Origin of the sequence: Pedobacter kyungheensis, assembly GCF_000812965.1 — a bacterium.
GTDB classification, from domain to species: domain Bacteria; phylum Bacteroidota; class Bacteroidia; order Sphingobacteriales; family Sphingobacteriaceae; genus Pedobacter; species Pedobacter kyungheensis.
The window spans coordinates 1-21342 of sequence record NZ_JSYN01000033.1 but is presented as its reverse complement, the minus strand read 5'-3'; the positions used below and the strand labels follow the sequence as shown (position 1 = coordinate 21342).

Here is a 21342-nt window from a genome sequence, read left to right as displayed (position 1 = left end):
GATTTGATGTACAGTCGATCGGCTGTATTTAAAATGTTACCAAGCTTTTAACACATCTTAACAAACCTTTAAGCTTTTGCCTAGTCTGATAGCTTAGTTTTGTATTTAAGACCTAAATTTTTTTGATGAAAAAGAACGTTCAGAGGGCAATTTTTATTGTTCTCCTATTTTGTGGATATCTTGCTCAGGCCCAAAATACCGGCGCCATAAGTGGTAAAGTAGTTAACGCAAAAGATAAAAAGCCTGTCGACTTTGCTTCCATAGCAATTAAGAGTTTAAAAGATTCGAGTGTGGTAGCCTCTGGCCAAACCAATCCCGATGGATCATTTAGCTTTAAAGCCATCGCTCCGGGCAAATACCGGATTTATGCAGCCTTTTTAGGCTTAAAAACGGCAACCAAAGACGTAGAAGTGGCTAAAGCGGCAGTAAACGCCGGCGAAATTGCCATGAGCGATGATGGCGTAGATTTGAAAGACGTTAATGTTACCGCTACCATTCCGATTGTGGTAAAAAAGGATACCTTAGAATTTGATGCCAAATCAATCAAAGTGCGAGAAAATGCTGTAGTTGAAGATTTATTGCAAAAGGTACCCGGTGTTGAAGTAGCAAAAGACGGAAGTATTAAGGCGCAAGGCGAAACCGTTACCAAAGTAAAAGTTGATGGAAAAGAATTTTTTGGTAATGATCCCTTGTTGGCAACGAAAAACTTACCAGCCGACATGGTTGATAAAATTCAGGTAATTGACGAGCTTTCAGAGCAGGCACAGTTTACCGGCATTGACGATGGAACCCGAAATAAGATTCTGAACATTACCACTAAAAACGGCATGAAACATGGCTATTTTGGTAACAGTACAGTAGGTTACGGTTCTAACGACCGTTATGATGCCAGTTTAAATGTAAACAAGTTTGATGATGACCGTCAGATTAGTTTTATTGGTCAGTTTAACAACGTAAATAAACAAAACTTTGGCCAGGGCGGTGGTTTAGGAAATGGATTTGGTGGAGGCGGTGGCCGTGGCGGTTTTGGAGGCGGCGGTGGAGGTAACGCTGGCGGCGGCGGTGGTATTACCACAACCAATGCAGCAGGTTTAAACTTTGCCGATACTTACAAAGATGGTACGCAATTTCAGGCCAGTTATTTCTTCAATAAATCGACTGCCGATATTATCCAGGATTCGCATATCCAAAATCTTTTAGGAAGTGGTACAACCAATGTTACCCAAAATTCTAGCAATACGACCGATCGGACCAATCACCGTTTCAATTTTATGGTGGATACGAAGATCGATCCTTCATTGTCTATCAAAATTCAACCCAATGTAACCTATACCGAAACCGAGGGTAATATCGCGACAGATTATACCCGAGATTTCATAACGAGCCTTACAAATGGTTTACAACGTAATGCTACTACAGCCGCTACACCTGCGGTTACCAATAATTTATTGGTGCGCAAAAGCTTTAAACGTAGAGGGCGTACCCTTTCGCTTAATGTAAATACCAGCATTAACGATAACGACGGAACCAATCAGAATTACCGTTTAGATCATATTACGACAAGTGCAGGTACAAGAGATACAACAACCAACCAGTTAAACAACACCAATAGCCACGCTATCAACAATACCACAAGGTTGGTGTATACCGAACCATTGAATAAAACCTTAAGCGTAGAGTTTAATTATCAGAACGGTTATTCAAACAGCGATTCGCAAAGAGACGTGTACAATTACAATCCACTTACCCTGCAATACGATTTAGTAGATAATTTTTATTCAAATATCTATAACAACCGTACTTTAACCAATGCGGTAGGTTTTAGCTTTACTACAACCGAGAAAAAATATAACTGGAATATCGGCGTAGCAGCGCAGCAAACCAACAGGGTAAATACCAATTTAACTACGGGCCTGAAACGTACACAGAACTTCATTAACATTACGCCGTCTGCACAGTTCAGGTATAATTTCAGTAACCGTAAACGATTATTTATCAATTACCGTGGTTCTACTACTCAGCCAAGTATTGATCAGATCCAACCGATACCAGATAATACCAATTCGCAAACCCGTTATGTAGGTAATCCAGACTTAAAACCATCATTTAATAACCAGTTAAGAATTAACTTCAATAATTTCAATATCGAAAGCGGCCGTTTCTTCTTTGCAGGTTTAAACCTTACGCAAACTTTTAACAGTATTGGTAATACAGTAGTTCCAATAGCTGGTGGCCTTCAGCAGGTGAGTTATATTAACGTTAATGGTGTGTATGCCGGTAATGCCAATGCTACCTGGTCTTTACCTTTAATGCCTGAGCGTAAGCTTACCTTAAATATTTCGGGTAATGGTTCGTACAGCAGAAATGTAAACTTTATTGCCCCTAATGCAAGTACCCAACTGGTTAAAAACGTTACCAATAGCTATACCATATCCAATGGCTATAAACTGGTTACCAACGTTGATAAGTTTGATTTAACCGGTGGTATTACCGGTAGCTATACCAACTCAACCTTTTCGGCACAGCAATCGGCAAATACCCAGTATTATACCATTAACCCTAGCTTTAATGTAAGTTATGTGTTCCCGGCAAATATCAGGCTGGCTATGGATATTGATTATTTCAGGAATTTTGGTGGCGGCGATTTATACAATCAGGAATACACCATTCTTAACCCTTTCATCAGCCGTCAGTTCTTTAAAAACAGAGCTACCTTTAAATTCTCTGTAAATGATGCGTTGAACCAAAATACAGGTATTTCCAGAACTACTTCGGGGACTTCAATTACCGATTTAAACTATAACGTTTTAAAACGTTATTACATGTTCTCGTTTACTTATTCATTAACCCGTATTGGCGGTCGTACCATGAGTGGCGATATGCAAATGCCTGGCCAGGGTGGCGAAGGCCGACGCATGAGAATGTAAAGCATTTCAAATAACTATTTAAAGGCCTGGTTTTTCCGGGCCTTTTTTGTGCCGGGAAAATCTGCCGGTTTGGCCGCCGTTAAACTCAATACAACCTTCGATTGTCAAATAGCAACTAAAAGTAGCTAAATTACAACGATTGGTAGGGGTTCGATATTAGGAGCATTGCTGTTAGTCCGGCTAACTTTGTCATGTCGAAAAAGATAAAAGACAATACTATGGATACAAAAATGATTGGCAGTAAAATTGCCTCAGCAAGGAAGAAAGTTAATATCTCGCAAGCCGGACTTGCAGCACAGGTGTTTGTAAGCCCTCAGGCAGTTGGAAAATGGGAGCGTGGTGAATCTCTTCCAGATGTTATAACTTTAAATCAGCTTGCCAAGATTTTGGGTGTAGACCTGAACTATTTTTCAGAGAGCTTTTCCTTTCCTGAAAACAGTAAACCAATTGAGGAAAAGGTAGCTTTGGAAGAAAACATTCCGGGAGCTGGGCAAACCCAGCTTTTAACCAATTTTAGTGGAGCAGAACTTGCCAAAACCGACTTTTCAGGTATTAATGCTCATGGGCTAATCTTTAGTGGAAGTAATCTGGCAGGATCAGATTTTACTGATGCCGACATTACGGGCAGTACATTTAAGGGGAGCAATGCACACGAGGCTGTATTTCTGCGAGCAAACCTAACTGATTGCAATTTGTCTGCAACAGATTTACGGGGGGCAGAATTCAGCAGTGCAATTTTAATCAATACCAGGTTTTATGCCTTAGGTCTGGCTGAGGCAAAATTCAGTAACACTAAATTCTCAAATGTAAAATTCAGCAAAACAGATCTTAGGGATACAATATTTGAGAATTGCGGCTTTGAGGGAGTAGATTTTGATTATTCTGATCTGCGCGGGCTCTGTCTTGATGAGCAGACTTTCGCAAATGTGCTGTTCCACAATGCTGCGCTTAATGAAACCAGTTTCAAAGGAGCAACATTAATTAATTGTTCTTTCCGGTCAACCTTCGCACTGACCAATAAATATTATCGCGCCATTAAAACCATCCACTTTGGCGGTGCATCGATGGATAAACTTACCCATGCTTCTTTGAAGGGGCTGGGTGCTGATCTGACTCAGGTAACGCTTATATAGTTATTAGCGCACTTTAATGTGTATTCCATTTGTTACTTAAACTAAAATAAACCTTTAAACCAGCTGAGAGTCTCTATGTTATAAAAACCAAACTAACCGAATGAGATCAATCTTTACGCTGCTGCTGATACTATGTTCTTCCTTTATTTATGCCCAGAAAACCGGCTCCGTGAGCGGCAGGGTACTCCAGTCAAAAGATAAAAAACCAATTGATTATGCCTCACTGGCGGTAAAGAATTTAAGCGATTCGAGTATGGTTGGTGCAATGAGTACTACCGAAGATGGAAAGTTTCTTTTCAAAGACCTAAAACCAGGTCAGTACCGGGTATACGCCGCGTTTTTAGGTTTAAAAAATACTACCAGAGATTTTACCATTACGGCCGAAAAATCAGATGTAAACTTAGGCGATATTGTTTTAGAAGGTGGTGCAATAGAGCTTCAAACTGTTGATATCAAAGCTGAAGTGCCACCAATTGTGGTGAAAAAAGACACCCTTGAATTTAACGCCGGCTCGTTTAAAGTGGTTGAAAATGCAGTGGTGGAAGATTTGTTGAAAAAATTACCTGGAGTAGAGGTCGATAAATCGGGTACCGTAAAAGCCCAGGGCGAAACCATTACTAAAGTTAAAGTAGATGGGAAGCTGTTTTTTGGAAATGACCCCCTACTGGCAACCAAAAACCTGCCGGCAGATATGGTTGATAAAATCCAGATTATCGATGAACTTTCAGATCAGGCACAGTTTACCGGAATTGATGACGGATCGAGGACCAAAATCATCAACATCACCACCAAAAAAGACCGAAAGAACGGTTATTTTGGCAACACTTCTGCAGGGTACGGCTCAAACGACCGTTACGATGTAAATACCAATATCAATCATTTTAAGCAGGATAAAAGATTAAGTGTGATTGCCCAGTTTAACAACGTAAATAAACAAAACTTTGGCGGTGGTTTAGGTGGTGGCAATAGCGGAGGAAATGGTGGACGCAGTGGAATTACTGATACCAAGGCCGGCGGATTTAACTTCTCTGATGAATATGCCGATCAAACCGAAATCAGCATGAGCTATTTTGTTAATAAATCTGATAATCTGATTTTAAGAAACAGCGTTACCCAAAATCTTTTAGGTAATGTAACAACAGTTTTCAATAATAACCAAACCAATACTTCCGATCGTTTAAACCACCGTTTAAATTTTATGGTCGATACCAAGCTCGATTCATTAACCTCACTTAAGATAGAGCCCAATTTAAGCTATACAGATAACGAGAGCTTAAACAGCAGTTTTTACAATCGCGATTACAATACTTACAAAACAAATGGATCGCAGATATTAAGTAACCACAATACAGCGCCGTCTATCAGCAATAATATTTTACTACGTAAGAAGTTTATGCGCAGGGGGCGAACTTTATCGCTAAATTTCAATACCAGCATTAACAATAACGATGCTGATAATTACAACAATAACCCCGAGAACCGAGATGAAGGCGGGGTAATCACACAAAAAGTAATTAATCAGTTCAATGATCAGGAAAGTGAATCGCTGAACCAGAACACCCGTTTGGTATATACCGAGCCCTTAGATAAGACGCTAAGTTTAGAGTTTCACTATCAGAACGGGTATAACCACAATACTTCCGACCGTTTTACCTATAATTTTAATCCCGCTACGCTTCAGTACGATTTATTGGATCAAACCTTTAGTAATTCGTATGAAAATACCATTTTAACCAATGCGGCTGGTTTTAGCTTTAACAAGATGGCTAAAAAATATAACTGGAATGTAGGAATGGCCGTTCAAAATACCGACCGCAAAAACAACAACATTACGCAAGGATTTACATTAAAACAAAACGTTTTCAACTATACGCCTTCTGCCATGTTCAGGTATAATTTTAGCAATAGCAAACGTTTGGTGCTCAATTACCGTGGTAGTACCACCCAGCCTACTATACAACAGTTGCAACCCATCCAGAACAATACCAATACACAAAGTATTCCGGTGGGTAACCCCGATTTAAAGCCTGAATTTAACAACACCTTACGTATTGCCTACAATACCTTTACCGTAGGTAAAAACAGGTCGCTATTTGTTAACCTGAATCTTGCGCAAACCGCTAACCAGATTGCAAACAGTACCAGCCTAATTCAAAGTGGAAAAGATCAGGGTAAACTGGCCGTAACACCGGTAAACGTGAATGGCGTTTATTCAGGTTCACTGTCTTCATCGTTAAGTTTACCGCTTATGGCCGATAATAAGCTTAATTTTCACATCAATGTTGGCGGAAGTTATAACCGCGATGTAAACTTTACCAACAGCTTAAAAAATATAACCAACAGCTGGTCAATCAGCAATGGCTACAGGTTGGTTTCTAACCTGGATAAACTCGATTTAACCGCCGGCATTAATGGTTCGGTTAATCGGGCTACCTATTCTGTTCAGCCCAATTCCAATACGCGTTATTACACCTTTAGTCCAAATATCAGTGTAAGTTATATGTTTCCGGGCGATATTCGCTGGTCTGTTGATGCCGATTACAACCAGAATACGGGCAGAGGCGAGGGATTCGATACGCATTTTACACTCGTAAACTCGTATTTAAGCAAGCAGTTTTTCAAAAACCGTGGTACTTTCAAAGTTTCGGTAAACGATTTGCTGAACGAAAACCAGGGGGTAAGCCGGACGGCTAACAACAATACCATTCGCGATGAAAGCTACAATGTTTTGCAACGTTATTTCATGTTTTCGTTTACCTATTCGCTTAACCGGATGGGTGGCAGAAACCGGATCCGTGGTAACGAAGAAGGCGGCGGCGGTAGAAACCGTGGTGGCGGTGGTGGCTTTGGTGGAGGCCGTCAAAGAAATTAATCATGATACCGTAAAACCATCAATTATTTCCTGAATGTAAAAGCGTTGTTATTTGGAATAAATCTAAAGAAAGGTTAACTTGCGCCCAATTTAGCACATGAACCCGTTAGGCCCCATCTGGCTAATGAAATAAAATAAACGCAGATGAAACTTTCGCACTTAAAAGTTGGAGAAAAAGGAACAATTGTAGCTTTTACAGATTTAGATATGTCTGTAAAGCTGATGGAGATGGGCTGCTTGCCGGGCGAAGTTGTAGAGGTTGAGCGTTTTGCCCCTCTTGGCGATCCAATGGCCATTCGTGTTGCGGGTTATCAGCTTTGTTTGCGTAAAAGCGAAGCTGATGTGGTTATCATTCAATAAATAAGTTGGGTTTGGATATTAAAGTTGCATTAGTTGGTAATCCCAATACAGGTAAGTCTACGTTATTTAATCGTTTAACGGGGTTAAATCAGAAAATAGGTAATTTTCCAGGCATTACAGTCGATAAAAAAACAGGTTTTACCAAACTTTCAGGAGGTAAAGATGCCGAAATTATCGATTTACCAGGAACCTACAGCCTTTATCCCAAAAGTGCCGATGAAAGCATTGTTTTTCAGGTACTGGCCGATCAACAAAACAATAGCCATCCCGATGTAATTGTATTGGTTACTGATGCATCCAATCTTAAGCGTAACATGCTTTTGTATTCGCAGGTGGCTGATTTGGGCATCCCGATGATTCTGGCTTTAAACATGATCGATCTTTCTGCCAAACAAGGTATTGAGATTAATTTGGATAAATTGGCCGAAAAATTGGGTGTTCAGGTGGTTTCTATTTCAGCGAGAAACAACATAGGGATTGATAAACTTAAAAATGCAATTGCCAATACCACTAAAATAGCTACCCAGCTTCAGGAAGTTGATTTGAATTTCCTGGCACCTGAAGCAATCGGAGCCATTAAAACCAAGCTAAATTCTGATAACGATTATTATGCCCTGCAGGTTTTACATCAGCACGAGCATTTAACTTTCTTTACCGAAAAAGAGCAGGAAGAAATTGAGGAAATAGAGCAGTCGAATCATTTCGAATCAGCCAAAATACAGGCTGCCGAAACCATTGCACGTTATAAACATTTAAGTACAATCCTTGCAGATGTGGTGGTGGATAAAGGAACCGAGAAGAAATTTTCGTTCAGCGATAAACTCGATGCCGTACTTACCCATAAAGTTTGGGGTTTTGCCATATTCTTATTCATTCTGTTTGTTATTTTCAATGCCATCTTCGCCTGGTCATCCTACCCGATGGATTGGATTGAAAGCGGCTTTGGTTTTATTACTGAGCTTGGTCACGAATATTTGCCTGCAGGCATGCTTACCGACTTATTATTGGATGGCGTTATTGCAGGCTTGGGCGGTATTTTTGTGTTTATTCCGCAAATTGCCATTCTTTTTGCCTTTATATCCATTTTAGAAGATACGGGGTACATGGCCCGGGTTACTTTTATGATGGATAAAATCATGAGTAAAGTAGGCCTTAACGGAAAATCTGTAGTGCCGATGATTGGTGGTCTGGCCTGCGCCGTTCCTTCAATTATGGCTGCCAGAAATATCGAAAACTGGAAAGACCGGATGATAACCATTATGGTAACCCCTTTGGTTAGCTGTTCGGCACGATTGCCGGTATATATCCTGATTATATCGTTAATTATTCCACAAAAGCATGTATTGGGTATTTTTAACCTGCAGGGCTTAGCTTTAATGGTCATGTATTTGGTAGGTATCGTGGCTGCGGTACTGGTGGCCTGGGTAATGAAATTCATCATCAAAACCAAAGAAAGGTCGTATTTTATTATGGAACTGCCTGTTTACCGCATGCCAAGGTGGAAGAATGTGCTTTTTACCATGTATGAGAAATCAAAAACCTTTGTTTTTGAAGCGGGTAAAGTAATTATTGCCATTTCGGTTATTTTATGGGTAATGGCGGCTTATGGGCCCGGAGACCGTTTCGAAAATATAGAAAAGAAATATGCTGCAGCACTGGCCGATACCACAAAAAATACCGATCACATTAAGGTTTTAGAAGCTACCGAAAAGCTCGAAAATTCTTATGTGGGTGTGCTCGGCCACTGGATTGAGCCTGTAATTCGTCCGCTGGGTTACGATTGGAAAATTGGTATAGGCTTAATTACTTCTTTTGCCGCCCGTGAGGCCTTTGTAGGCACCATGGCAACCATTTACAGTGTTGATGGGGGCGATGAGGACACCACTACCATAAGAGCGCGCATGGCCGCTTCGGTTAACAGCCGTACGGGGTTGCCGGTTTACTCTTTTGCTACCGGTATTTCGCTAATGCTGTTTTACGCTTTTGCCATGCAATGCATGAGTACGGTGGCCATTGTTTACCGTGAAACCAAAGGCTGGAAATGGCCGGTTATTCAATTGGCTTATATGACAGCTATGGCTTATGTTGCTGCGCTGGTTGCTTACCAGCTGCTAAAATAAGTTTATCAAAAGAGTAGTTTCAATATAGTAGCAACAGCTCCCGTTTATAATCGGCGCTATAGCCAATAACGGAGTGCTGTTCCGGAAATTCCAGGCGTTTTCATTTTCAGACGCAATCCCGGGTTTACCATATAAGCAACATAAGGCCATTTAAGCTGGGTATTTAAAACCTTCCAACATTTAAACCTTTAAACATCTAGTATGATTGCACAGCTTTAGTCTTTGGTCTTTAGTCTTGACTTACGCTTTGGTCTTCACTTAACCCAGCTCAATTTGTCTTTTAATACTTTCTTCTAACGAGATTAAAGTCTCTGTACGCTGAATGCCGTTCACTGCCTGTATTTCTTCATTTAAAACATGACGCAGGTGATTGGTGTCTCTGCAGATAATTTTAGCGAACATACTATAAGCTCCTGTAGTGTAGTGCAATTCTACCACCTCTTTAATTTTGCTGAGCTGCGCAACCGCATCTTTATACTGAATTCCTTTTTCGAGATAAATGCCCAAAAAGGCACAAATATCGTAGCCGGCTTTTTGCGGATCGATGATTAAGTGAGAGCCTTTAATAATGCCCATTTCCTGTAACTTCTTCATCCGCACGTGTATGGTACCGCCCGAAACGATCAAATCTTTAGCTATTTCTGTATAGGGTTTAGTGGCATCCTGCATCAATTGTTTCAATATATCGATATCGAGGTTGTCAATTTCTAAATTGGAATTGTCTTTTTTAAGCATATTTTTGAATTATGATAAGCGAATTTACGAATATTTATCAATATTATAAAAATAAAATTAAATGTTTAAAATATTTGCAAGGTATTGGTTGTTCCTTTACATTTGTATCAAGCAATTAACAAAAAGGAAACGTTCTTTCAAAATTGCTGAACATACTGTAGGGTGGTGAAACAGGCAGACACACCTCCTTGTCTCGGTGGCGGAGAATAATGGGAATATACCGGTTTCGGTACTAACCACTCCTTGAAGGTTCGATTCCTTCCCCTACAGCCAGTTCAGTTGACAATTTACGGTTAAGAGTTTAAAATTCGAAACTACAAATTGAAAACTGTTAACTTTTGAAATGTTGGGTGGTGAAATTGGCAGACACGCCTCCTTGTCTCGGTGGTGGGGAATAATGGGACAAACGCAGTTTATTGGGTTGACCACAAATTAATTTTTTGAACTGTAGCTAACTACCCCTTGAAGGTTCGACTCCTTCCCCAACAGCATTTTTTATGAATAATAAGTTAGTTAATCGAGCAATCCTGGATAGGTTGCTCTTTTTTTTGTTTAGTGCGGCTGGTTTAGCTGACAAACTACAGATTATTGTTATATTACCAGCTTAAATTATTCAAAACGACTAAACCCTGTGATGAAGAAACGCGTTTCAATAAAAGATATAGCCAAACAATTAAATATTTCCATTACAACGGTATCATTTGTAATTAATGGAAAAGCGCGTGAAAAAAATATTAGTGAAGCCCTAACCAAGAAAGTTCTCGATCTGGTTGCGGAGCTAAACTATCAGCCAAATGCACTTGCCACAAGTTTACGAACGGGTAAAACAAAAATTATTGGCTTTTTGGTTGATGATATTTCCGAACCGTTTTTTTCAGGCATCGCCCGCCATATTGATGAAATTGCATCGAATCTGGGTTATAAAATTCTTTTCAGCAGTACGCGTAACGATACGGAAAAAGCCATAGAGTTGCTTCAGATTTTTGAAGACCGTCATGTTGATGGTTACATTATGGCCTTGCCAGAAGGTTTGGAAGATGAAGTGAAAAAACTAATCCAAACCGATGCGCCGGTGGTTTTATTTGACCGCTATGTACAAGAGGTAAAAACCGATTACGTAATTATTGACAATAAGAAAAGTACCTTTCAGGCTACGGAGCATCTGATTAACAACGGCTACAAAAATATAGCTTTTGTTACGATTGATACACAGCAACTACAAATGGTTGATCGCTTAGCGGGCTACGAAACAGCAATTGAAAAACATAAATTGCCAGCTGTTGTAAAGAAAATCAAATATATGGGATCTGAAGATTCGATTCAGGAGATGATTAGCTTTTTTAAAGCCGAAAAGCAGCTCGATGCAGTAATTTTTGCAGCCAACTATATCTGTTTAGATGGTTTAAGAACCTTTAGAAAATCGGGAATCCGGATTCATAAAGACCTGGCCGTGGTATCGTTTGATGATTTTGAGATTCTGGAATTCTGCGAGCCACCCGTTACGGCGATCGCACAGCCCCTTGAAGCTATTGCAGAGAACATTATGAAGGTTTTGCTTAACAAACTTAAAAAAGCAGGGCAAAACGCCGGAAATACACAAATTTCGCTCCCTACCACGTTAAATGTAAGGCCGTCGAGCGCAAAAAGATAGTATAACAAAAAAGGGAACCGATTTCTAGTCCGTTCCCTTTTTTATTGTTGTTTAAACAGGTTAAACTGTCATTACGTCTTTTTCTTTTGCTTCAGCGTGTTTATCTACTTTAATGATATACGCATCCGTTAATTTCTGAACTTCGCCCTCGCCGGTTTTAATTTCATCGTCAGATACGCCTTCACCTTTTAATTTTTGAATTTTGGTATTGGCATCTTTACGGATGTTACGTACGGTGATACGGCCTCTTTCAGCTTCCTCTTTCACTTTTTTAACCAATTCCTTTCTACGCTCTTCTGTAAGCGGTGGTACAACCAAACGGATTACAATACCATCATTTTGTGGGTTAATGCCAATGTTGGCCACCTGTATCGCTTTTTCGATTACCGTTAAAAGCGATTTTTCCCATGGCTGGATCACAATTGTTCTGGCATCAGGGGTATTGATGCTGGCCACCTGTGCTAAAGCAGTCGAAGCACCATAATAATCAACGAAAATGCCATCAAGCATTCCAGCTGATGCCTTACCAGCTCTAATTTTAGTTAATTCAGCTTCACAATGATCAATGGCCTTATCCATTGAAGACTGGGCATCCATTAATTGTAATTGTATGAGTTCGTTCATAATTGTGTGTATTTCTACAATTTAATTTTTTCTAAATACTTATTTAACCAGGGTGCCAATTGGTTCGCCACTGGCAATTTTCATGAAGTTACCATGTTTATTCATATCAAACACAATAATTGGTAACTGGTTTTCTTCACAAAGTGTAAAAGCGGTCATATCCATAACATTAAGCCCCTTATCATACACTTCTCTGAAAGAAATTTCTTCAAATTTTGTTGCTGTTGGATCTTTCTCCGGATCAGCGGTGTAAATACCATCAACACGGGTTCCTTTTAATACCACATCGGCTTTAATTTCTATTGCGCGTAATGCCGCAGCAGAGTCGGTGGTAAAGTAAGGGTTACCTGTACCGGCACCAAAAATAACTACACGTCCTTTTTCAAGATGGCGAACAGCTCTTCTGCGGATAAACGGCTCACAAATCTGCTCCATTTTAATCGCTGTAAGTAAGCGTGTTTTAATACCCACTTTTTCTAAGGCATCTTGTAAGGCCATTGAGTTGATTACAGTAGCTAACATACCCATATAATCGGCCTGTGCTCTGTCCATCCCGCTTTTTTCGGCGCTTAAACCTCTAAAAATGTTTCCTCCACCAATTACGATTGCGATTTCTAAACCTTTATCGTGTACGGCTTTAATATCTTCAGCGTATTGCTTAACGCGTTCATTATCAATGCCGTATTGTTTGTCGCCCATTAGCGATTCTCCGCTAAGCTTTAGTAGGATGCGTTTGTATTTCATGACCCCAAAAATATTAACAATTTTTTAATACCTCGCTATGCTTTTCAACAATTGATGTAAATATTTAAATAGAAATTTTTTCGCCTTTAAATATCACTTCTTTTAGTTCGAGCGCATCATTAAGTACGAGTAAATTAGCAGCTTCACCCACTTCTATTTTAGCTGTTAAGTGCTCTATACCGATTAATTTTGCAGGGTAAAGTGTGGCCATTTTCAGTACATCATTTAAATCGATGTCGCATTGAGTTACACAATTTATAACGGCTTCGAGCATTGTTAACGATGAGCCGGAAAGCGTTCCGTCTGGCATAACATATTTGTTCCCTTTTTGAACATGCTGGTACGGGCCTGTGGCACATGCAGTAACTGCATCTGTAATAAGAAACAAGCGCTCTTTTAATAATTTTTGCGCAAACTTTACCACTTCAAAATCTACATGTTGCCCATCGGCAATAATGCTGGCCATTGCCTTATTGTGGTTAAAAACAGCGGTGGGAATACCTGGCTCGCGGTGATGAATCGGGCTCATGGCATTAAAAAGGTGTGTGGTGGTTTGTATACCTTTATTGTAGGCAGCTGTGGCTTCTTCGAAAGTAGCGTTACTATGGCCTAAAGAAACCACTAAGCCATTGTCAAGCAGGTATTGTATTATCTCATCATCCTGAAGCTCGGGGGCAATGGTCATCATCTTAATTACACCATCGCCAAAATCGAGCAATTGTTTGATTTCATCTAAAGAGGCCTTGCGAACAAATGCGGGAACATGTGCCCCTAAGCGCTTTGGATTTAAAAACGGGCCTTCTAAATGCAAGCCCAGACAATTTTTTGCTGAGGCCCTGTGCGCTTTAACAGTTTCGATGCAGGCATTAAAAACTTCAGGCGTATTGGTAGCCAGGCAGGCCAGAAAACCGGTAGTTCCCTTTTTGAGCAAATCATCTTCCATAATGGTTAACGATTCGATTGTTGGATCGGCTGAGAATAAACGGCCGCCTGAACCATAAATCTGTAAATCTATAAACCCCGGTACGGTAATGGACTGTTCGCTGGCTATCGTATTTGCCGGCCTGATTGCAACGATTTCAGCATTGCTGATTTCAATTTCCTGACCGGTTATTCGTGTATCGTTATTATAATAGGAGGTATTGGGGATGATCTTAGACATAACAAACGTTTGAGTAAATTTAAGCTTACACAATCAAAGTTAAATATTGTAACGATATATTTGGTTAATAAGATAAACTAATCAAATGAATGAAAATCAGTCTAATAGAAGGGGCTTTCTAAAGGCCGGACTTACTTTAAGTGCGGCAACGCTGGTTGCTCCTGGTGCAGCTATTGCAGATGTTACTGAAAGGGAAGATGCATTTAAAATTGCAGTTGGGCCTTACCTGCAAACCAATTTTAATAACTCGATGACCATTTTGTGGTTAACCAATAAAAATGCCGCAGGCTGGGTTGAGTTTGGTGAGCAGGCCGATCAGTTAAATCAGAAAGCTTATGGCAAAGCTGAACTAGGTTTAATGCAAGCCAACAGCAAGTTAAGTGCTGTAACGCTTAATCATTTAAAACCGGGAACAAAGTATTATTATAAAATCGTTTCTAAAGAAATCAAAGATTTTCAGCCTTATAAATTAACTTATGGTGAAACGGTAAGCAGCAATGTTGAATCGTTTTTAAATGCCAATCAGGCTAAAGAAGAGGTATCGTTTGTGATGATGAACGACATTCACGATCGCCCCGAGTCTATTCCACATTTGTTAGGACTAGTGCCGGCCGCCCAGCAGGATTTTGTTTTCTTTAACGGTGATATTTTTGATTACCAAACGGATGAAAAGCAGATTATCGACCACATGTTACAACCCTGTGTAGATAATTTTGCTAAAAATACACCTTTTATTTACGTGAGGGGAAACCACGAAACACGTGGTAAGTTTGCGCGTGAGTTTGCACAATATTATATGCATGTGGGTCATACTGCTTTTACCCTGGGGCCTGTACGTTTTGTGATTATCGATACCGGAGAAGACAAGGAAGATGCGCATCCGGTTTATGCAGGAATTGTAAATTTTGACGATTACCGCATTCAACAGGCAGAGTGGCTTAAAACGGAAATCAATTCGAAGGAATTTAAAAAAGCACCTTTCCGTGTTGTGTTGATGCATATTCCACCACGTTATTCGGGCGACGCACACGGACCAAAACATTGTACTGAATTGTTTGAACCCTTATTAAACCAGGGGAAGGTAGATTTGGTACTAAGCGGACATACCCACAAATATATGGTACATCAGCCTGATAAAAACCTGAATCATTATCCGTTAATTATAGGTGGCGGCCCTCAAAAAGGAACAAGGACCATTACTAAAATCAAAGCAGATAAAAATAAGCTGGTGGCAAACATGCTTGATGATTCGGGCAAAGAAGTAGGAACTTATACTGCCTCGAGGAAATAGGAGATGAATAAGAGTTGTCAACTTTTTAGCAAACTGGCCATTAAAGTTGACAACTCTAAAAATCTTATATCAAAAAAAAGCCCCAATTTCTTGGAGCTCTTATTAATATGTTTTTTAGTGCTTATGCACCTAATTGTACACGTTTGAAAGCAGATACAGTTAATCCTTTAACAGTGTTGTCTAAGAATTTACGAACATCTACAGAGCTATCTTTAACAAACTCCTGGTTTAATAAAGTGCTGTCTTTGTAGAATTTGTTTAATTTACCAGCAGCGATTTTTTCAACCATTTCTTCTGGTTTACCTTCCTGACGGATAACATCTTTAGCAATCTCGATTTCACGCTCGATAGTAGCAGGATCAACACCTTCTTTATCAACAGCAACCGGGTTCATTGCAGCAATTTGCATCGCAACATCTTTACCAGCTTCAGTAATATCTACGCCGTTAGCACCTTCGAATACTACTAAAACGCCCATTTTGCCGTTAGAGTGGATATAAGAAACGATTTTTTCGCCAGAGATATTTGCATACTCCTGGATAACGATTTTCTCGCCGATTTTACCGGTTAATTCAGTGATAGTTTCGGCAACTGTACGTCCGTCTTCTAAAGTAATTGCTGATAATTCTTCAGCATTAGCTGGATTGTTGGCAACCGCAGCAGCTAAAACAGCCTGAGCTAAGTTACGGAAATCTTCAACTTTAGAAACTGGCTCAGTTTCGCAAGCTAAAGCAACTAATTTACCATTTGTACCGTCTGCTGAAACAGCGATTGATACTAAACCTTCAGAAGTAGCATTACCAGAACGAGCGGCAGATACTTTTTGACCTTTTTTGCGCAATAAATCAACAGCTGCTTCGAAATCACCATTAGCTTCAACTAAAGCTTTTTTGCAATCCATCATACCAGCGCCAGTTTGTTGACGCAATTTGTTTACATCTGCTGCAGAAATTTGTACTGTAGACATTTTATTTCCTTTTTTAAAATTTACAATCTTGTTATAACAACTACAGGTTACAAGTTACAAGCGCTAAGTTAAACTCATGTTAAGCCAACTTAAAACCTGAAACCAGTAACCTGCAATTAAAAAATATTACTATTCTTCTGTTTTAGTTTCTTCTGATGAAGAGGCTTCAACCTCAGCTTCAGCAGCTTTTTTACGTCTTGGCTCTTTAGCTTCAGGCGCATCAGCTGCAGCTTTAGCAGCTACTGCTTCTTTTTCTGCTTCATCATCTTTTTCGCGTTTACGCTCTTCTAAACCTTCTTCAATCGCTTTGATAATTACATCAGTAATTAAAGAGATAGATTTTGTAGCATCATCATTCGCAGGGATTGGGAAATCGATGTTAGAAGGGTCAGAGTTAGTATCAACCATCGCAAAAGTAGGGATGTTTAATTTTAACGCTTCAGTTACCGCGATGTGCTCTTTCTTAACATCAATTAAGAATAAAGCTGCAGGTAAACGGTTTAAATCAGCAATACCACCTAAAAGTGATTCTAATTTAATACGCTCGCGTTGGATCATTAAACGCTCTTTTTTAGAAAGGATAGCATAAGTACCGTCTTTAGTCATTTTATCGATGTTAGACATCTTTTTGATTGACTTACGAACAGTAGCAAAGTTAGTTAACATACCACCTAACCAACGCTCGGTTACGAAAGGCATATTTACTTTTTTAGCTTGTTCAGCTACGATTCCTTTAGCTTGTTTTTTTGTTGATACAAATAAAACTTTACGTCCTGATTTTACGATTTGTTTAATCGCAGCCGCAGCTTCTTCAGTTTTAGTTAAAGTTTTATTTAAATCTATAATGTGAATTCCATTACGCTCCATGAAAATGTAAGGAGCCATTTTTGGATTCCATTTACGGGTAAGGTGACCAAAGTGTACACCTGCATCCAATAAGTCTTGATAAGTTGTTCTTGCCATTGTCTTTGCCTCCTGTGATTAACGTTTACTGAATTGGAATTTCTTACGAGCTTTAGCACGTCCTGGTTTCTTACGCTCAACCATACGCATATCACGCGTCATTAGGCCTTTAGCACGTAATGCAGGTTTTTTCTCCGCATCTAGTTCAACAATCGCTTTAGCAATAGCTAAACGAACAGCTTCTGCTTGTCCTTTTACTCCACCGCCTTGTACGTTTACAGTGATATCATAACGGCCAGCAAGTTCAGCAACTTCTAAACTTTGGTTTACGATATATTGTAAAGGTAAAGTAGGGAAATATTCTTTGTGATCTTTACCGTTAACGGTAATTGCTCCCGCACCATCTTTTAAGTAGATACGTGCAACAGCTGTTTTTCTTCTTCCTGAAGTGTTAGTAACTGACATTTCTTAAAGTTTAATGGTTTTTGGAGATTGAGCTGCATGAGGGTGGTTTGCACCAGCATACACAAAAAGATTGGTGTATAATTTTTTACCCAATTTAGTTTTCGGTAACATACCACGTACCGCTTTCTCGATTACACGTTGAGGGTGTTTCGCCATTAACTCTTTTGGAGAGATAAAACGTTGACCACCTGGATAACCAGTGTAAGAAACATATTGCTTTTCGCTGAATTTGTTTCCTGTCAATTTAACCTTGTCTGCATTGATAACAATTACGTTATCTCCGCAATCTACGTGTGGGGTATACTCAGGCTTGTTTTTACCACGGATGATCATAGCGATCTTCGATGACAAGCGCCCCAAAATCTCGCCTTCCGCATCAACAACAATCCACTGTTTGTTTACAGTTTTAGCATTGGCCGAGACAGTTTTGTAACTTAACGTATTCACTTGCTTGTATTTAATTTATTAAACAATTTATTATTCCCATTAAAATTGGGACTGCAAAGATAGATAGAATACTTTTATTATCAAATAGTTGAAGAGAAAAATTTTTATTGAAATAATGACCTATTATCATGCTGATCCGATAGCTATCGGATTTATTTCAGCATCGGCACAGTAGGAGTGAATTTTTAACGTTTCTTTTGCATCAAATTATAACTCGTCGGGCATAAAACCAATTCTTTTCCTGGGCTTGCTTTTCTGATCGATCAGTTTATCTAAATAGCCGAAAACCAATTCGATATTTTTATCATGGTTGCTTAGTTTCTTTTTTATTTCTTCTATTTCCAGTTTAAGCTCAGTATTTTCAGAAAACAACTGGCGTATACGGGTAAAAATTCTTACAATTTGAATGTTTACCTGTATAGCTTGTTTACTGTTCAATACACTCGAAAGCATCAGGATACCATGTTCGGTAAAAACATAAGGAAGTTTTCTTCTACCACCCCAACTTGAAGTCGCAATTTGCGACTTCAAGTTTAACCATTCTTCTTCAGTGAGCTGAAACATGAAATCTTCTGGGAATCGATCAGGGTTTCTACTCACTTGCTCATTAAGGCGCTTAGTTTCTACACCATATAGCTCCGCCAGATCACTGTCGAGCATCACTTTGAGATCTCTCAGTTCGTAAATTTTGTTAACCAGAATATTGTCAGGGATGATAGGAAGCATTTGTTTAGCTGTCATATCATTTTGGATTTAATTGAAGATACGAATTAAATCACATTTGTTGAAGAAAAAAATGAAATCACTTATCGAAATGATGTTTTAATTAGTTTGCTTTGCTATAACTCCTATACTCCTTAATCCAATTCCATAAGGCAAAGCCGGCAATAATGGTAAAGATGAAATATTCAATACCCATAAATTTAATTCCTTTCAGAAAATAAAGATAAGTAGCTACAATATCGATTAAAAGCCAGATAATCCAGCATTCTACTCTTTTCTGGATCATTAAAAAAGTGGTGATTACGCTCATCACAAAAATAAACGAATCGACAAAAGGGTAAGCACTTGGTAAATTAAACAATAATGGTAACCAGTTATGCAGCTGACTGGCCAAAGTACCCATAAGCAATGTGCCGGCAATACCAACAATTAGTAAAAGTAAAAACTGCTTTAGTGGCATAAAACTGATTTTGAGCTCTTTGTTTTTATCCTCTTCTTCTGGTTTAGGGTTAGCCCAGCGCCACCAGCCCATAATGTTGGTGATAAAAAAGAAAGCCATCAGGAACATATCGGGGTACAGCTGGGTTTGATAATATAAGAATGCCGAGAGAAACACATTAACGATTCCGGCAGGCCAGCTCCAGATACTTGCTTTTGCCGAGAGGATAACAGCGATAATTCCGGTTATTACCGCAAAGAACTCTAAATAGCTCATTTTGTAATCCAGGACTGTAAAAAATATGCTTTGGGCATTGAAAAAATCCATCTGCTGATTCTTTTTAGAAATATAAATTCCTAAAGTATACAATTTATTGATTTGCCGTACTCACCCGGGCATAAACAAAAAGTAAAGCACAGCTGTTAATTTATGAGCTGATGCCTCTCGGTTTGTAAGTTCATCAATTTGTTTTTTTATGCAGTACCTCGATCATTTATTCGGTTCGCCGATCCCCTTGTTTCTAAAGAATATCATTATTGGCTTGCTTGCTGTTCTGCTGGGGATCTTCATCAAGTTTGTAATTCATAAAATCTTTATCCTGTTATCGCGCTGGTGGGATTTTATCTTCATCAAATCCATTATCAGGCATTTACGCTATCCTGTTGGCGTGTTTATTCCTTTATTGCTGTTAAATTTTTCTTTATCGTTAATGGAAATGCCATTGGTTTATCGCATCCCATTAGAAAAGGTTTTAGAAATTGCATTGACCATCACCTTTGCTTTGATTCTGGTTCGGACGATCAACGTGCTGGAAGATTATTTTTATTTTAAATACGATCTGAACAAAGAAAATAACCTGAAAGAGCGTAAAATCAGGACACAGCTACAATTTGTGCGCAAGTTTATAGTTTCTTTAATTATTCTGATTACGGCTGCCATTATTCTGCTGAGTTTTGAAAGCATGCGTAAAATAGGAGCGGGCTTACTTACCGGCGTTGGTATTGGCGGGATCATTATCGGTTTTGCAGCACAAAAATCGCTGGGGAACTTATTGGCTGGCTTTCAGATTGCTTTTACACAACCTATTCGTATTGATGATGTTTTGATTGTAGAAGGCGAATGGGGAAAGGTGGAGGAAATTACGCTAACCTACGTAGTGGTTAATATCTGGGATCAGCGCAGGTTGATTTTACCAATTACTTATTTTATCGAAAAACCTTTTCAAAACTGGACCCGGGTTTCGGCCGATTTACTGGGTACTGTTTTTCTTTACCTGGACTATACGATTCCTATTGAGCCCATGCGGGCCGAGCTGACGCGGCTATTAAATTCGAGTCCTTTTTGGGATAAACGCGTTAATGTGGTACAGGTAACGGATAGCACAAAAGATGGTACTATCGAAGTGCGTTTTTTAATGAGTGCGGCCAGTTCTTCAAAAGCTTTCGATTTACGCTGTTATGTCAGGGAAAAAATGATTGCCTTTATACAGGCCAATTATCCGGAAAGTTTACCGAGAAAGCGGTTAGAGATTAGCGATAAGTTAGAACAGATATAGAAAATTGAGCCTGTCGAAGATCACAAGATACTTCAACAGGCTATCATTGACAGACCATACAGAAAAATCGTCATTTCGACTGGAGCCGGCCGGTTATTCACCGGTGGCGGAATGGAGAAATCTATTTAGACAGATTTCTCGGCTACGTTGCACTCCGCTCGAAATGACGACCCCCGAAGAGGCTGTCGCTTATATTGATTTTTATACAATAAATTACACCTCAG

General features: G+C 39.4%; 18 protein-coding genes and 2 tRNA genes. 10 read left to right on the top strand and 10 right to left on the bottom strand.

Annotated features, from left to right (window positions below):
• Positions 1-125 precede the first annotated feature (125 nt).
• From OC25_RS22785 to feoB, 5 genes are all read left to right on the top strand, one after another.
• Positions 126-2927 (top strand): outer membrane beta-barrel protein, encoded by a 2802-nt coding sequence (locus tag OC25_RS22785; RefSeq protein WP_039481226.1) that lies wholly within the window; start codon positions 126-128, stop codon positions 2925-2927.
• Positions 2928-3145: 218 nt separating this feature from the next.
• Complete coding sequence (locus tag OC25_RS22780) at positions 3146-4060, top strand: pentapeptide repeat-containing protein (RefSeq protein ID WP_039481223.1); 915 nt, start codon at positions 3146-3148, stop codon at positions 4058-4060.
• Positions 4061-4160: 100 nt separating this feature from the next.
• Complete coding sequence (locus tag OC25_RS22775) at positions 4161-6932, top strand: outer membrane beta-barrel family protein (protein WP_039481218.1); 2772 nt, start codon at positions 4161-4163, stop codon at positions 6930-6932.
• 144 nt (positions 6933-7076) lie between these two features.
• Entirely contained in the window at positions 7077-7292 is a 216-nt protein-coding gene (locus OC25_RS22770; protein ID WP_039481214.1) for a FeoA family protein, read from the top strand.
• 11 nt (positions 7293-7303) lie between these two features.
• Positions 7304-9412 carry a ferrous iron transport protein B gene (gene feoB / locus OC25_RS22765; protein ID WP_082018695.1) on the top strand — a complete coding sequence of 703 codons (2109 nt, stop codon included), beginning with the start codon at positions 7304-7306 and terminating at the stop codon, positions 9410-9412.
• 258 nt (positions 9413-9670) lie between these two features.
• Here the strand turns inward: feoB and OC25_RS22760 are convergent, their stop codons facing one another.
• Positions 9671-10147: an Lrp/AsnC ligand binding domain-containing protein gene (locus OC25_RS22760; RefSeq protein WP_025145395.1), complete on the bottom strand. Its 477-nt coding sequence runs from the start codon at positions 10145-10147 to the stop codon at positions 9671-9673.
• A 156-nt stretch (positions 10148-10303) separates the two neighbouring features.
• On the opposite strand from OC25_RS22760, the gene OC25_RS28015 reads away from it, so the two are divergent.
• From OC25_RS28015 to OC25_RS22755, 3 genes are all read left to right on the top strand, one after another.
• Positions 10304-10420, top strand: a tRNA-Asp gene (locus OC25_RS28015).
• A 71-nt stretch (positions 10421-10491) separates the two neighbouring features.
• Positions 10492-10636, top strand: a tRNA-Asp gene (locus OC25_RS28010).
• Between the two features lie 145 nt (positions 10637-10781).
• Positions 10782-11798, top strand: coding sequence for a LacI family DNA-binding transcriptional regulator (locus tag OC25_RS22755; protein WP_039481211.1), 1017 nt, complete (start codon positions 10782-10784; stop codon positions 11796-11798).
• Positions 11799-11858: 60 nt separating this feature from the next.
• Here OC25_RS22755 and frr read toward each other — a convergent pair whose 3' ends face one another.
• The 3 genes from frr to nagA all read right to left on the bottom strand — a co-directional run bounded on the left by frr (position 11859) and on the right by nagA (position 14328).
• On the bottom strand, positions 11859-12422 hold the full coding sequence (gene frr, locus OC25_RS22750) for a ribosome recycling factor (RefSeq protein WP_039481207.1): 564 nt from the start codon (positions 12420-12422) through the stop codon (positions 11859-11861).
• A gap of 39 nt (positions 12423-12461) precedes the next feature.
• The gene (gene pyrH, locus OC25_RS22745; RefSeq protein WP_039481204.1) at positions 12462-13166 is read right to left on the bottom strand and encodes a UMP kinase; all 705 of its coding nucleotides are present in this window, start codon (positions 13164-13166) and stop codon (positions 12462-12464) included.
• A gap of 64 nt (positions 13167-13230) precedes the next feature.
• Complete coding sequence (gene nagA / locus OC25_RS22740; RefSeq protein WP_039481199.1) at positions 13231-14328, bottom strand: N-acetylglucosamine-6-phosphate deacetylase; 1098 nt, start codon at positions 14326-14328, stop codon at positions 13231-13233.
• Positions 14329-14413: 85 nt separating this feature from the next.
• On the opposite strand from nagA, the gene OC25_RS22735 reads away from it, so the two are divergent.
• Entirely contained in the window at positions 14414-15619 is a 1206-nt protein-coding gene (locus tag OC25_RS22735) for a purple acid phosphatase family protein (RefSeq protein ID WP_039481197.1), read from the top strand.
• A 121-nt stretch (positions 15620-15740) separates the two neighbouring features.
• On the opposite strand, the gene tsf is transcribed toward OC25_RS22735, so the two are convergent.
• The 6 genes from tsf to pnuC all read right to left on the bottom strand — a co-directional run bounded on the left by tsf (position 15741) and on the right by pnuC (position 19890).
• Entirely contained in the window at positions 15741-16586 is an 846-nt protein-coding gene (tsf, locus tag OC25_RS22730) for a translation elongation factor Ts (RefSeq protein ID WP_039481192.1), read from the bottom strand.
• Between the two features lie 129 nt (positions 16587-16715).
• A complete protein-coding gene (gene rpsB, locus OC25_RS22725) occupies positions 16716-17549 on the bottom strand; it encodes a 30S ribosomal protein S2 (protein WP_039481189.1) in 834 nt (277 codons plus the stop codon).
• An 18-nt stretch (positions 17550-17567) separates the two neighbouring features.
• Positions 17568-17954, bottom strand: a complete 387-nt coding sequence (gene rpsI, locus OC25_RS22720) for a 30S ribosomal protein S9 (protein WP_039481187.1) — start codon at positions 17952-17954, stop codon at positions 17568-17570.
• Between the two features lie 3 nt (positions 17955-17957).
• Positions 17958-18401, bottom strand: a complete 444-nt coding sequence (gene rplM / locus OC25_RS22715; RefSeq protein ID WP_039481184.1) for a 50S ribosomal protein L13 — start codon at positions 18399-18401, stop codon at positions 17958-17960.
• Between the two features lie 207 nt (positions 18402-18608).
• Complete coding sequence (locus OC25_RS22710; RefSeq protein WP_209435624.1) at positions 18609-19142, bottom strand: ORF6N domain-containing protein; 534 nt, start codon at positions 19140-19142, stop codon at positions 18609-18611.
• Positions 19143-19227: 85 nt separating this feature from the next.
• Positions 19228-19890 carry a nicotinamide riboside transporter PnuC gene (pnuC, locus tag OC25_RS22705; RefSeq protein ID WP_039481321.1) on the bottom strand — a complete coding sequence of 221 codons (663 nt, stop codon included), beginning with the start codon at positions 19888-19890 and terminating at the stop codon, positions 19228-19230.
• Positions 19891-20038: 148 nt separating this feature from the next.
• Between pnuC and OC25_RS22700 the strand changes: the two genes are divergently transcribed.
• Positions 20039-21118, top strand: a complete 1080-nt coding sequence (locus OC25_RS22700) for a mechanosensitive ion channel family protein (RefSeq protein ID WP_039481182.1) — start codon at positions 20039-20041, stop codon at positions 21116-21118.
• The last annotated feature ends 224 nt before the right edge of the window (positions 21119-21342 follow it).